Genomic DNA, 12,337 nt, shown 5'->3' on the forward strand with positions numbered 1-12,337 from the left:
ACGAGACACCGTGCTTCGCATGCGCACCACCGCCGCCGTGACCGCTCTGACCCTGGCCCTCACCGGCTGCCAGTCGGGCTCCACCGCTTCCCCCTCCCCGGCCGCCTCCTCCCCGGCGGCCGCGGCCACCGACAACGGTGTGGCGGCGCTCGAGGCCGACGCGATCCTGGCCAAGGCCAAGGCGGCGCTCGCATCCGCCAAGTCGTTCCAGGCCAAGGGCCGCACCAACCTGCAGGGCCAGGACACCGACGTCGACCTCAAGGTCAGCGGCGCCGACTTCAGCGCCGTCATGTCCTTCGACAAGGTCAAGGTGGAGCTGATCGCCGCCGGCGAGGGCAAGTTCCTGCGCCCCAACGAGGAGTTCCTGGCCATGGCGGCCGGCGCCGAGCAGGGCAAGCTGATGGCCCAGTCGATCAACGGCCGGTGGATCTCGGCCGGCGGCGCGGGCGGCGAGGCCTTCGCGCAGATCTTCACGATCGGCACCGTCGACGAGTTCCTCGCCCCGGACGGCACCCTCACCAAGGGCGAGCAGAAGGAGATCGACGGCAAGCCGGCGATCGGCCTGAAGGACGCCGGCGACACCGGCACCGTGCTGTGGATCGCCACCACCGGCGAGCCGCTCCCGCTGCAGATCACCGGCAAGGACGGCGACGCCGTGGTGTTCAGCGACTTCGGGGCGACGTTCAGCGACATCGTCGCCCCGCCCGCCGACCAGATCTACGTGCTCGGCTCCTGACCCGTCCCTCCCGGGCCGGCCGCCCAAGCCGGTGTGCACGGGCGAGAGTGCCGCCGCGGCCGGCCGGACACGTTTCGTGCTCAGGGCGCCGAAGCCCGCCCGCGTGGTGACTTCAGGCGCGCTGGGCGCCCGAAGTCACCACGCTGGTGTTGGACCGTGGTGATTTCAGCCGCGCTGGGCGCCACAAGTCGCCACGCTGGTCGTGGGGTGTGGTGATTTATGGCGCGCTGGGCGCCCGAAGTCACCACGGTCGCGGCGGGGCGTGGTGATTGCGGCCGTGCACAGAGCCCCGAGTCACCACGCGGACGCTGATCACGAAACGTGTCGGGAACACCCGCAGCGCCACCACGTCCGGATCCGGACAGAACCTGACCTCAATGGTGTCTAGCCTGCCTACATGGGGAAAGCGGAACTGGACGAGCTGATCGTCGCGGACGCCGGCGCACTGCGGGCGTGGCTGACCGGGAACCACAGCACGTCCGAGGGGGTCTGGCTTGCGCTGACCCGCAAGGGCGGCACGGTCACCGCGCTCACCTGGCAGCAGGCCGTCGACGAGGGCCTGTGCTTCGGGTGGATCGACGGCCAGGCCCGCAAGGGCGACGAGGCGATGTCCTGGATCCGGTACACCCCGCGCCGGGCCCGCAGCATCTGGTCGCGGCGCAACGTGGAACACGTCGCCCGGCTGGAGGAGGCGGGCCTGATGCAGCCCGCCGGCCGGGCCGCGGTGGAGGCGGCGAAGGCGGACGGCCGGTGGGCGGCCGCCTACGCCCCCTCCTCGGAGGCGGAGGTGCCCGCCGACCTGCTGGCCGCCATCGCCGCCGAGCCGGCCGCGCAGGCCATGTTCGACGTGCTCACCAAGACGAACCGTTACGCGCTGATCCACCGCCTCGGCTCGGTCAAACGTCCCGAGACGCGTACCCGGAAGATCGCCGAGTTCGTCGCGATGCTGGCCCGCCACGAGGCGCACCACCCGCAGAAGGCCCGGCCGCCGGCGCCGTGAGTTACCAGCGGTCGTGGTGCAGGGCGTCCACCAGGGGTGCGCGGGACCGCCAGCCGTGGCGTTCCAGGTCGGGGACCTCCTGCAGGTGGGAGACCGGTCCCAGGCACAGCCACGCCACCGGGCGGATCCCCGGCGGGATGTTCAGCAGATCGGCGACGAACGGTTCCCGGTAGAACGAGACCCACCCGACGCCGAGGTCCTCCGCGGTCGCCGCCAGCCACAGGTTCTGGATCGCCAGGCAGACCGAGTAGAGCCCGGCGTCGGCGATCGCATGCCGGCCCAGCACCGCGGGACCGCCGCGCGACGGGTCGTAGGTGACCACCACCGACAGCGTCGACTCCAGCACGCCGTCGATCTTGATGCGGGCGAACCGTTCGGCCTCCGCGCCGGTCAGCCCTGCTGCGAAGACGGCGCGCTCGTCGCGTACATGAGCATGGAAGGTCTCCCGAAGGGCGCGATCACGGATCAGGATGAAATCCCAGGGCTGCGACATGCCCACGCTGGGTGCGGCGTGGGCTGCGTTCAGGACCTTCTCGAGTACGCCCGGAGCGATGTCCCCACCGGTGAACTCGGCCCGAACGTCCCGCCGGGAATGGATGACACCATACAGATCAGACAAAGCAGCTCCCGCTGGATCCCACGCGAGGCCGGTCTTCGGACTTCCGGATCGTCACCTCACCGCCCGCCTTCCCAGCCATGGTGGCCAGTGGCTGCGCCGGAGCGCGTGGGCGGCAGCTCCCCGGTCACCGCGGCGGGCTCCGTGCCGGACTCACACCGGCTTCCCGATTCTCCCCGGCGGCGAGCGGCCGCCGGGGCACCTCGCTGACAGTTAGTGCCACCGATCACCCTATCGGTCGGCGCAAGGCGCGGCGTTTGACCCGATGGTCACTATGGGCATGGGCGGAGTTCGACATACCGGGGAGGACGTTGTGGACCTGCAGGACTACCTGACGGCGATCGTGTTCGGGGCGATCATCGGAGTCGTCGCCCGGATCGTGCTGCCCGGGCGACAGAGCATCGGCATCATCCCGACCGTGCTGATCGGCATGGGCGCCGCGGTGGCCGGCACGTGGGTCGCCGACCGCTGGGAGCTGCACAGCGACAACCTGTTCACGGTGACCGGCCGGACCTTCGACTGGGCCGTGGTCGGCGTGCAGGTGGGCATCGCCGTCGTCGGCGTGGCGATCGCCGCCGTGCTGGCCAAGACCTTCACCACCGACCGCGACTCCGACTGACGGCCGGCGACCGCGGCTGACTACCGGCGACCGCGACTCCGGCTGACTACCGGCGACCGCGGCCCCGGCCGGCGACCGGTCCGAGGTCAGCGTCCGGCCAGGTCCGCGAAGGCCCTGACCATTTTGTACGCGGCAGCGGTCGCCGCGGCCTCGGCGCGCTCGGCTGCGGCCCGCAGCGCGCCCAGGTCGAGCCCGTCCGCGGACAGGGCCGCCTCGTCCCAGGTGGACAGCCGGTCCGCGCCGACCTCGGGGTGGAACTGGAGTCCCCAGGCAAGCTCGCCGACCCGGAACGCCTGAACCGGGCAGGCCGCACTCGACGCGAGCAGCACCGCCCCCGGTGGCAGCGCGGTCACCTGGTCCCGGTGGTTCTGGATCACCGGTACGGCCGGTCCGAGCCCGGCGAACAGCGGGTCACCGGCCGCCTCCGGCCGCAGCGTGATCTCGCACGACCCGCGCTCCGGCTCGCCGTGATCCGCGGTGACCGCACCGCCTGTCGAGACGGCAAGCAGTTGCGCGCCGAGACAGATCCCGAGCAGCGGCACGCCGGCGTCGACGCAGGCCCGGACCAGGTCCCGTTCGGCCGGCAGCCACGGCGCGCGCCCGTCGTCGTCCGGCAGGAACCCGCCGCCGAGCAGCACCACCGCCTGATGGCCGCCGGGCCCGGTGGGCACGTCCGGTCCGTGGACGACCCGCGGTTCCCGGTCGCCGAGCCAGTCCAGGAGACGTCCGGGACCGCTACCCGGCGAGTTCTGCACGATCATGATCGACACGGCCGTCAGTATGCCCGGCGGCGTCCCGGTTCCACGAGGGCACCGACCGCGCCACCACCGCCACCAGGGCGATCGCCGCGGCGGTCAGGAACGGGTGCTCGACCAGGTGGTCGGTGACCGGTTCCAGCGGATTGCCGCCGATCATCGTGGTCCGTTCGGCGAACCAGGCCGCGGCCAGCACGATCCCGGTCCCGGCGACCACGATCCGGAACCCCGGGTAGAGCCGGGTGCGGTCCAGAGCCAGGAACGACGGCATCAGCAGGGCGACCACGATCAGCTGGGTCAGTTCGATGCCCAGGTTGAAGCCGAGCAGATCCGTCACCAGCGACTCCCGGCCGAGCCCGAGGTCGGCGACCAGCGCGGCGAACGCCAGCCCGTGCATCAGCCCGAATCCGGCGGCGATCCACGCCTCGCCGCCGCGGACCAGGGGCCGGATCGCGTGCACCCCGGAGACCAGCACGGACAGCGCGATCACGCTCTCCACCAGCCGGACCGGCAGCGACACGTAGCCCAGGGAAGCCAGCGCCAGCGTGATCGAGTGGCCGGCGGCGAACGCCGTGACCACATGCACCACCCGCAGCCAGCTCCGCCGCGGATCGCCGGCGCGCACCCACCGGCCGGTGCGGGCCAGCAGCGGTGCGGGCAGCAGCAGCATGATGAGGAAGAGCAGGTGGTCGGCGCCCTCGGCGATGTGTTCGATGCCGAGCCGCATCGCCGCGAGGAACCCGGTCTGCGGCGCGACCACGCCGGCCGCCGGGACGGTCAGCGTCTGCCGCTGCCAGGTCAGCGTGCCGGCCACCGCGTGCTCGCCATCGTCGGCCGGCCGCAGCCCGACGAAGACCTGATGCACGGCCAGCCGGTGCAGGATCGCCGTCCAGGTGAGGGTGAAGTCGCCGACCGCACCGCCGGGCGGTGTCAGCACCAGGTCACAGATCAGGTGGTCGACGTCGTCGACCCGTTCCACCCGGCCGCCGCTGATCTCCAGCTGCCAGGGCGTGCCGTCGGTGCCCGCCGCCGCGCTGTGCTCCCGCAGATATCCGCGTAGATCGCCGAGTTCCGCGGGCTGTGTGACCGAGGCCGCGGTGAGCGACCGGCCGAGCGCGGCCGCCAGCCGGTCGACCGGCAACTGCACACTTCCGGTCACCCGGTCCGGGGCGACATCGAGCAGGATCGCGGTGGCGCTGAGCGGGTGCGCCGCCGCCGGCTCCCCGGCGATCAGGATCCCCATCGTGTACGCCGCCGCGAGAAGCACCGCGATCCCACGCCATGGCCGGTTCGTTCTCATGAGCACCCCCGTGCGCCTTCCCCGGGGCTGTCGATCGTGCGAAGCTCCGGACATCCATTGTAGACAGTAGGAGGAGCGGGGATGACCATGCAAGATCGACCGTCACGGATCTGGAGGCGCCGAGCCGCCACCCTGGCCGCCACGGCCCTGATGGCCACCGGCGGTGTCGTGGTGACCACGGCCGGACCGGCCTCGGCGACGCAGGGCAGCGCTCTGCACATGCTGCTCTGCCACAGCTGGCGCTCGTCGGTGAGCGCCGTCGCCTGTCACTGAGCGCCACCCGGGCAGTGCCGCCCGCCGACCGTGGTCAGGCGGTGGTGGGCGGCACTGTCTCCTGGTGCCCTGCTCCCGAACGGCAACCGGCGGGCACCGGGATCGCCCTCAGCCAAAGCTGATCATGGTTGTCGCAACGCGGACGGGGGAGTGGGCGGCGCGGACGGGGAGTAGGCGGCGCTTGCGGGGAGGCCGCGGGCGGGGGAGCAGGAGGTCAGGGGGAGCAGTCGTCGGTGGCGGCGAGGAGCCGGGGGTGGGTCCTCGAGGCCGCGGTCAGCGGTCGCCGCCGGTGCAGCCCGGTTCCGGCGCGGAGGAGGATCCGCGCCGGGACCGGGCGTTCGTGCTGCCCGGGCCGGGGTGCTCTCAGCAGGGGCCGGAATCGTCCGATGGGAGCAGGGACGATCCGGCCCGCCGGCGACGTGCCGGGGATGGGGGTACCGCTGCCGTGCCGCTCACCCTGGCCAGCATCAACCTGCACTGCGGGCTGGACCGGTACGGGTACGCCTACCCGGTCGAGGAGGCGATCGCCGCTCTGGACACGGACGTCGTCCTGGTGCAGGAGAACTGGCGCCCGCGTGGCGGGGTGAGTCTGGCCCGGGCGGCGGCCGGCGACTGCGGCTACCCCGGGTACGCCGAACTGCCGATGACCGGCGACGTGGACCTGCCGGGCCTGGCGGTGGCCCCGCGGGCGCCGGACGAGATCGGCGCGTGGGGGATCGCCGTGCTGAGCCGGCATCCGATCACGGTCCGCACCCCGATCGGGCTGGGTGCCGCCCCCGGTGACGTCATCGGTGACCGGTCGGCGCAGGTCGTCGAGGTGGCCGGCCTGCAGGTGGTGAACGTGCACCTCACCCACCGGCTGCCGTACGGCCCGGCGCAGTTGCTCCGGCTGCGGCGCGGGCTGGCCGGAGACTACCGCCCGACGGTCATCGCGGGGGATTTCAACATGTTCTGGCCGACGATTCTGCTGGCCCGCCCGTACCGTCAGGCGGCCCGGGGGCGGACCTGGCCCGCGCACCGGCCGCTGGCCCAGATCGATCACATCCTGCGGAGTCCGGGCCTGCGGATCCGGAGGTCCGGGGCGATGCGCGGGGTGGGCAGTGATCACCGCCCGATCCGGGTCGAGGTGGAGGTCCCGCGGCGCACACCCGGACGGCATCCGGATATCGCCGCGCTCCGCCCTCCAGCTCGACACCGGCCGTGAGGGTCAGGGGACGATCGGGGCCGGCGGGGTCGCGCCGGTGGCGAGGTTCGCCGGCGGGAACTTGCGCAGCACCCACTGCTGCTGTCCGAGGGTGATCAGGTTGTTGGTGACCCAGTAGATGACCACACCGAGCGGGAACAGCGCGCCCGAGAACAGCAGCGTGGCCGGGATGCCGTACAGCATCATGCGCTGGATCATCTTCTGCTGCGGGTCCTCGGCCCAGCCGGTCTTCAGGATCATCTGGCGGCTGGTCAGGTACGTCGTCAGCATCATCACCAGGACGAGGATCGCGGCGATCACCTTGACCGCGCCGCCGGACGCGCCCAGGGCCTCGAGCTCGGCGGCGGAGGAGCCGAACTTGCCGGCGAGCGGGGCGGTGAACAGGCCGGCGTGGGTGGCGTCGTAGAACTGCTCGGCGCTCCAGCCGTACCTCTCGGTGCCCAGGTTGTCCGGGCGCAGGCGGTTGAGCACGTGGAACAGGCCGAGGAAGACCGGGATCTGGACGAACATCGGCAGGCAACCCATGAGCGGGTTGACCTTCTCGGTCTGGTAGAGCTCCATCATCGCCTTCTGCATCGCCTCCTTGTCGTCCTTGTGCTTCTCCTGTACCTCTTTGACCTTGGGCTGCAGCGCCTGCATGGCCCGCTGGCTCTTGATCTGCTTGACGAAGACGGGGAAGAGGATGGCGCGCAGGGTGACGACCAGGAAGACGATCGCGAGGACCCAGGTCCAGTTGGTGCCGAGGACGGCGTCGTCGGGGACGCCGAGGGCGTCCCAGATGCCATGCCAGGTCAGCAGGATCCACGAGATTGCGGAGTAGATCCAGTCGAGACTCACGAGGGCTCCCGTCAGAGGGATGGAGACGAAAAAGGCAACACGATGATGCCATAGTGACTCCCATGACGGAGCTGACACGGCGCACCACCGGCGTCCGGCACGGGGCGCGCAGCGTTCAGGTGGTGGAACGGGTCCGCGCGGCGGTCCTCGCCGAGATGACCCGGGTCGGCTTCGCCGCGATCACCATCGACGGGGTGGCCCGGGCCGCCGCCGTCAACCGGACCACCATCTACCGCCGCTGGCCGTCGAAGGCCGCCCTGCTCGAGGCCGTGGTCGAGCCGCTGCTGGCCGAGCACGACCGGGACCCGGCGACCGGCACCCTGCGCGGTGACCTGCTGGTGCTGCTGTGCCGCATCCGGGACAGCTCGGCCCGCCCCGAGGGGCGGGCGATCGCCGCGGCCGCCAAGGCGAGCGCCACCGAACTCGGGGATCTGATGGCGAGCGCGGTCACGCGTACCCTCGCGCCTTTTCACCGGGCGGCGGACCACGCGGCCGCGAGAGGCGAGATCGAGGATGCGTCCCGCGGCCGCCTGGCCGTCTTCCTGGCCTACTCGGGCGTCTTCATGTGGGAGCAGACCCACGGCGGACCGCCCGGCGACGACGACTGCGCGACGCTCGCCGACCTCGCCCTGGCCGGGTTGGGTTGCGCCCAGGAGTCGTGTTGATGATCACTATCTGTATAACTGCTGAAAAGTAATGCCTGGTGGGGTGACTACGCTCCGAAATCCATGAGCGGAAATCAACCACCGATCACCGACAGGAAGCCCTCCGTGGATCCTGTCATCGTGTCCGTGGCATTGGCCGGCATCGTTGCCGTCGTCCTGTGGGGGATCCTCAGCCCCGGGTCGCTCGGTGACGCCGCAAGCGCCGGCCTGGCCTGGACCATCACCGACTTCGGCTGGCTGTTCGTGGTCGCCGCGGACGCCTTCCTGGTCGCGGCGCTGGTCCTGGCCGCCTCCCGGTACGGCCGGATCCGGCTCGGCCGCGACGACGACCGTCCCGAGTTCAGCACGCCCGCCTGGATCGCGATGATGTTCGGCGCGGGCATGGGCATCGGCCTGATCTTCTACGCCGTCGCCGAACCGCTGCAGCACCTCGGCACGCCACCACCGGGAGCCGACGCCGCACCCGGCACCACCGCGGCGGCCTCCTCGGCGATGCAGTTCACGCTCTTCCACTGGACGCTGCACCCGTGGGCGATCTACGCCGTCGTCGGCCTGGCGATGGCCTACGCCACCTACCGCAAAGGCCGCGGCAACAGCCTCTCGGCCGCGTTCCACCCGCTGCTCGGCAAACACGCCGACGGCGCGGCCGGCCGGGCCATCGACCTGATCGCCGTCTTCGCCACCGTGTTCGGCTCGGCCACCAGCCTCGGCCTGGGCGCCCTGCAGATCGCCGCCGGCCTGGGCATCGTCACCGGCATCCCGCAGTCCGAAGGCCTGGACATCGCCATCATCGCGGTGCTGACCGTGGCGTTCGTGCTGTCCGCGGTCTCCGGCATCAGCCGCGGCGTCAAATGGCTGTCCAGCGCGAACGTCGTGCTCGCCGCCGCCCTGGTGCTCTTCGTCTTCCTGGCCGGGCCGACCGGCGCCATCCTCAACGTGCTGCCCTCCTCGATCGGCAGCTACCTGAGCAACCTGGTCGAGATGTCCGCGCTCACCGCGGCCGTCGCCGACCCGGACTGGCTGGCCGGATGGACGATCTTCTACTGGGCGTGGTGGATCTCCTGGGCGCCGTTCGTCGGCACCTTCATCGCCCGGATCTCCCGCGGCCGCACCATCCGCGAGTTCGTCGTCGGCGTCATGCTGGTGCCCAGCGGCGTCAGCGTGATCTGGTTCGCCGTGCTCGGCGGCAGCGCCCTGGACATGCAGCTCAGCGGCACCGCCGACCTCACCGCGCAGCTCGCGGACGGCGCCGAGGGCGCCCTGTTCGGCCTCCTGGACGCGCTGCCCGCGGCGAACGTCACCAGCATCGCGGCGATCATCCTGATCGCGCTCTACTTCATCACCGGCGCCGACTCGGCGTCCCTGGTACTGGGCACGCTGTCCTCGCGCGGCGACCTCGACCCGCGCCGCCCCCTCGTGATCGTCTGGGGCCTGACCATCGGGGCGGTCGCCGCGGTGCTGCTGGTCGCCGGCGGCCTGGAAGCCCTGCAACAGGCCACCATCCTGGTGGCGCTGCCGTTCGTGGTGGTCATGCTGGCGCTGATCGTCGCCCTGCTCCGCGAACTGTCCCAGGACCCCGGCGGTCGTCTCGAGGCCCGCCCGCCCGCGCCCGCCTCAGCAGCGGAACCTGCGGAACCCGCGGAACCTTCGGTGACCTCGCGGTCCGCCTGACACGGCCTGCCGTCGCCCGCGTTCTCGCTGCCGCGGGTGACGGCCGTGGTCGTTCTCCAGGGGTACGCCTGGCGTCGCGTTGCCGTCAGATCCCGGTAGCCTGCTCCTCATGACGGCCGGAAAGCTCCTCGCGGTGAGCGACCTGCACGTGGCGTACAAGGAGAACCTCCAGCTGGCCGACCGCCTGGCACCCACCTCCGACGACGACTGGCTGATCGTGGCCGGCGACGTCGGCGAGGTGTTCGACGAGGTGGTGGCGACCCTGCGGCACCTGGCCGGCCGGTTCGCGAAAGTGATCTGGGCGCCCGGCAACCATGAACTGTGGACCCACCCGAAGGACCCGGTGACCGCCCGCGGCGACCGGCGTTACCAGCAGCTGGTCGCGGCGTGCCGGTCCCTCGGCGTGGTCACCCCGGAGGACCCGTTCCCGGTGTGGACGGGCACCGGCGGCCCGGTCGTGGTGGCGCCGCTGTTCGTGCTTTACGACTACACCTGGCGGGCCCCGGGCACCACCACCAAGGCGGAGTCGCTGGCGTACGCGGAACGCACCGGCATCGTGTGCACCGACGAGATGCTGCTGCACCCGGACCCGTACCCGTCCCGGGAGGCCTGGTGCGACGCGCGCCTGGCCGAGACCGAACGCCGCCTGTCCGCGATCGACCCGGCCCTGCCGACGGTGCTGGTCACGCACTGGCCGCTGCACCGGCACCCGACCGACATCCTGCGCTTCCCGGAGTTCGCCCAGTGGTGCGGCACCGACCGTACCGCCGACTGGCACACCCGCTTCCGGGCGAAGGTCGCGGTCTACGGCCATCTGCACATCCGCCGCACGACACAACACGACGGGGTGCGCTTCGAGGAGGTCTCGCTGGGCTACCCGCGGGAGTGGCGGGCCCGGTTCGGCGAGGCGCCCCCGCTGCTGCGCGACGTGCTGGCCGGTGAGGACGTCGAGCCACCCGTCCTGGCCGGGCGCTGACCGGTCGCGGCCGCCCGCCGGTGCCGGGACGACGCCGGGGTGGGGACGACGCCGAGGCGGGGGACGCGCCAGAAGGCTGCCAGAAATCTGCCAGATCGTCGGCAGACCGGTCTGCCAGGGTGATCTCATCGCCCCGGGGCACATCGGTGCCCGGCCGACGGGAGACGCGGGGTCACACACGGGGGGTGACCCCGCACGGCCGGCAGAGGGCGACCGTGGGGGACAGGTGAACGACGAGCGCATCACCCGGCTGCTGTCGACCGTGCCGCTGGTCGACGGGCACAACGATCTGCCGTACGCGCTGCGGGAACTCGCCGGCACCGCCGTCTCCGAGCAGGACCTGGAACGGTTCACGCTGGACCGCGGGCAGCCCGACACCCGTACCGACCTGCCCCGGCTGGCGGCCGGCCTGGTCGGCGCGCAGTTCTGGTCGGTGTTCGTGCCCGGGTCGCTGAGCCCGGCGGCGGCGGTGGTGCAGACTCTCCAGCAGATCGACCTGGTGCACGTGATGACCCGCCGGCACGCGGACCGGCTGGCGCTGACCACCACCGCGGACGGGCTGGAGAAGGCGTTCCGGTCGGGGCGGATCGCCGGGCTGATCGGCGCCGAGGGCGGGCACAGCATCTGCGACTCGCTCGCCGTGCTGCGGATGCTGCGGCAGCTCGGCGTCCGCTATCTGACCCTGACCCACAACCAGAACGTCTCGTGGGCGGACAGCGCCACCGACGTCCCGCGGCTCGGCGGGCTGAACCATTTCGGCCGGCAGGTGGTCACCGAGATGAACCGGATCGGGATGCTCGTCGACCTGTCGCACGTGTCCGAGGCGACCATGAACGCGGCCCTGGACACCACCACCGCCCCGGTGATCTTCAGTCATTCGTCGGCGCGGGCGGTGTGCGGTCATCCGCGTAACGTGCCGGACGCGGTACTGACCCGCCTTGCCGGCAACAACGGTGTCTGCATGGTGACGTTCGTGCCGGCGTTCGTCTCGGCTGACCGGTGGGAGTGGCAGAAGGCGGTCGAGGCGGAGGTGACCCGCAGCGGGGACGCCGTCGCCGCGGTGCGGCGCCGGATCGGACCGCAGCCGGCGGTGACCGTGTCGCAGGTCGCCGACCACGTCGACCACGTGCGGCAGGTGGCCGGGGTGCGGCACGTCGGGCTCGGCGGCGACTTCGACGGCTGCGACGAGATGCCGGCCGGGCTCGGCGACGTGTCCGGCTATCCGCGCCTGTTCGCCGAGCTGGCCGCCCGGAACTGGTCGGACGACGAGTTGGCGGCGCTGGCCGGCGGCAACATCGTGAGGGTGTTGCGGGACACCGACGACGTGACGTGCCCCGGCGGACAGTGACAGCCGAACCGGGCCCGCCAGGCGTCCAGCTCGTCCTTCTCGCGTACCCCCAAGCTCTGGAAGATGCGCAACGCACGCGCCCAGAGATCGTGGGAGCCGGGGTGGTCGCCGTCCGCGCAGCGGGTGGCGGCGAGGTCCCGCAGGGCGCGCGCGTAACCGAGCTCCATGCCCAGGGTGCGCCACTGCTGCGCGGCGGAGGTCAGCTGGTCGGCGGCCTCGGTGAACCGGCCCGCGGCCAGGTGCATCTCCCCGATGGTACGGGTGACGAGCGCCGTCCCGTGCCCGTCCCGCAGCGCGGTCATCGTGGCGAGCGCGGCGGCCAGCGGTTCGGCGGCCC

At 71.9% G+C, this 12,337-nt stretch carries 13 protein-coding genes and 1 riboswitch; of the genes, 9 read left to right on the forward strand and 4 right to left on the reverse strand.

The genetic code is table 11. The features are described 5' to 3' along the window. Nucleotides 1–19: 19 nt before the first annotated feature. Together QSK32_RS23270 and QSK32_RS23275 are read left to right on the forward strand one after the other, a co-directional pair. On the forward strand, nucleotides 20–736 hold the full coding sequence (locus QSK32_RS23270) for a hypothetical protein (protein ID WP_045745407.1): 717 nt from the start codon (nucleotides 20–22) through the stop codon (nucleotides 734–736). A gap of 397 nt (nucleotides 737–1,133) precedes the next feature. Further along, on the forward strand, nucleotides 1,134–1,736 hold the full coding sequence (locus tag QSK32_RS23275) for a YdeI/OmpD-associated family protein (RefSeq protein WP_045745406.1): 603 nt from the start codon (nucleotides 1,134–1,136) through the stop codon (nucleotides 1,734–1,736). A 1-nt stretch (nucleotide 1,737) separates the two neighbouring features. Here QSK32_RS23275 and bluB read toward each other — a convergent pair whose 3' ends face one another. Continuing rightward, on the reverse strand, nucleotides 1,738–2,355 hold the full coding sequence (gene bluB, locus QSK32_RS23280; protein WP_045745405.1) for a 5,6-dimethylbenzimidazole synthase: 618 nt from the start codon (nucleotides 2,353–2,355) through the stop codon (nucleotides 1,738–1,740). 11 nt (nucleotides 2,356–2,366) lie between these two features. Then, a riboswitch (cobalamin riboswitch) is annotated at nucleotides 2,367–2,570 on the reverse strand. A gap of 95 nt (nucleotides 2,571–2,665) precedes the next feature. On the opposite strand from bluB, the gene QSK32_RS23285 reads away from it, so the two are divergent. Then, a complete protein-coding gene (locus QSK32_RS23285) occupies nucleotides 2,666–2,971 on the forward strand; it encodes a GlsB/YeaQ/YmgE family stress response membrane protein (RefSeq protein WP_285473152.1) in 306 nt (101 codons plus the stop codon). Nucleotides 2,972–3,057: 86 nt separating this feature from the next. Here QSK32_RS23285 and QSK32_RS23290 read toward each other — a convergent pair whose 3' ends face one another. Then, nucleotides 3,058–3,732, reverse strand: coding sequence for a type 1 glutamine amidotransferase (locus QSK32_RS23290; RefSeq protein WP_285473284.1), 675 nt, complete (start codon nucleotides 3,730–3,732; stop codon nucleotides 3,058–3,060). Further along, nucleotides 3,707–5,026 carry a HupE/UreJ family protein gene (locus QSK32_RS23295; protein WP_285473153.1) on the reverse strand — a complete coding sequence of 440 codons (1,320 nt, stop codon included), beginning with the start codon at nucleotides 5,024–5,026 and terminating at the stop codon, nucleotides 3,707–3,709. The genes QSK32_RS23290 and QSK32_RS23295 overlap by 26 nt, the downstream gene beginning before the upstream one ends. Before the next feature lie 81 nt (nucleotides 5,027–5,107). On the opposite strand from QSK32_RS23295, the gene QSK32_RS23300 reads away from it, so the two are divergent. Together QSK32_RS23300 and QSK32_RS23305 are read left to right on the forward strand one after the other, a co-directional pair. After that, nucleotides 5,108–5,299: a hypothetical protein gene (locus tag QSK32_RS23300; protein ID WP_157411293.1), complete on the forward strand. Its 192-nt coding sequence runs from the start codon at nucleotides 5,108–5,110 to the stop codon at nucleotides 5,297–5,299. A gap of 445 nt (nucleotides 5,300–5,744) precedes the next feature. Then, on the forward strand, nucleotides 5,745–6,503 hold the full coding sequence (locus QSK32_RS23305; protein ID WP_285473154.1) for an endonuclease/exonuclease/phosphatase family protein: 759 nt from the start codon (nucleotides 5,745–5,747) through the stop codon (nucleotides 6,501–6,503). Between the two features lie 3 nt (nucleotides 6,504–6,506). On the opposite strand, the gene yidC is transcribed toward QSK32_RS23305, so the two are convergent. After that, a complete protein-coding gene (gene yidC, locus QSK32_RS23310; RefSeq protein ID WP_285473155.1) occupies nucleotides 6,507–7,340 on the reverse strand; it encodes a membrane protein insertase YidC in 834 nt (277 codons plus the stop codon). 62 nt (nucleotides 7,341–7,402) lie between these two features. Here yidC and QSK32_RS23315 point away from each other — a divergent pair, with 62 nt between their 5' ends. From QSK32_RS23315 to QSK32_RS23330, 4 genes are all read left to right on the forward strand, one after another. Next, complete coding sequence (locus QSK32_RS23315; protein ID WP_045745400.1) at nucleotides 7,403–8,005, forward strand: TetR/AcrR family transcriptional regulator; 603 nt, start codon at nucleotides 7,403–7,405, stop codon at nucleotides 8,003–8,005. A gap of 63 nt (nucleotides 8,006–8,068) precedes the next feature. Then, entirely contained in the window at nucleotides 8,069–9,676 is a 1,608-nt protein-coding gene (locus tag QSK32_RS23320) for a BCCT family transporter (protein ID WP_045745399.1), read from the forward strand. Between the two features lie 109 nt (nucleotides 9,677–9,785). After that, nucleotides 9,786–10,652 carry a metallophosphoesterase family protein gene (locus QSK32_RS23325; RefSeq protein ID WP_285473156.1) on the forward strand — a complete coding sequence of 289 codons (867 nt, stop codon included), beginning with the start codon at nucleotides 9,786–9,788 and terminating at the stop codon, nucleotides 10,650–10,652. Between the two features lie 226 nt (nucleotides 10,653–10,878). Further along, the gene (locus QSK32_RS23330; RefSeq protein ID WP_285473157.1) at nucleotides 10,879–12,000 is read left to right on the forward strand and encodes a dipeptidase; all 1,122 of its coding nucleotides are present in this window, start codon (nucleotides 10,879–10,881) and stop codon (nucleotides 11,998–12,000) included. Nucleotides 12,001–12,337 lie beyond the last annotated feature (337 nt).

It is taken from the genome of Actinoplanes sp. NBRC 101535 (genome assembly GCF_030269225.1).
Taxonomy (GTDB): domain Bacteria; phylum Actinomycetota; class Actinomycetes; order Mycobacteriales; family Micromonosporaceae; genus Actinoplanes; species Actinoplanes rectilineatus.

Excerpts from the sequence above, each read along its gene's own strand:
- QSK32_RS23275 (WP_045745406.1), top strand. The coding sequence starts at position 1,134 with ATGGGGAAAGCGGAACTGGACGAGCTGATCGTCGCGGACGCCGGCGCA.
- QSK32_RS23320 (WP_045745399.1), top strand. The coding sequence starts at position 8,069 with ATGAGCGGAAATCAACCACCGATCACCGACAGGAAGCCCTCCGTGGAT.
- QSK32_RS23300 (WP_157411293.1), top strand. The coding sequence starts at position 5,108 with ATGACCATGCAAGATCGACCGTCACGGATCTGGAGGCGCCGAGCCGCC.
- QSK32_RS23270 (WP_045745407.1), top strand. The coding sequence starts at position 20 with ATGCGCACCACCGCCGCCGTGACCGCTCTGACCCTGGCCCTCACCGGC.
- QSK32_RS23315 (WP_045745400.1), top strand. The coding sequence starts at position 7,403 with ATGACGGAGCTGACACGGCGCACCACCGGCGTCCGGCACGGGGCGCGC.
- QSK32_RS23325 (WP_285473156.1), top strand. The coding sequence starts at position 9,786 with ATGACGGCCGGAAAGCTCCTCGCGGTGAGCGACCTGCACGTGGCGTAC.
- QSK32_RS23290 (WP_285473284.1), bottom strand. The coding sequence starts at position 3,732 with ATGATCGTGCAGAACTCGCCGGGTAGCGGTCCCGGACGTCTCCTGGAC.
- QSK32_RS23295 (WP_285473153.1), bottom strand. The coding sequence starts at position 5,026 with ATGAGAACGAACCGGCCATGGCGTGGGATCGCGGTGCTTCTCGCGGCG.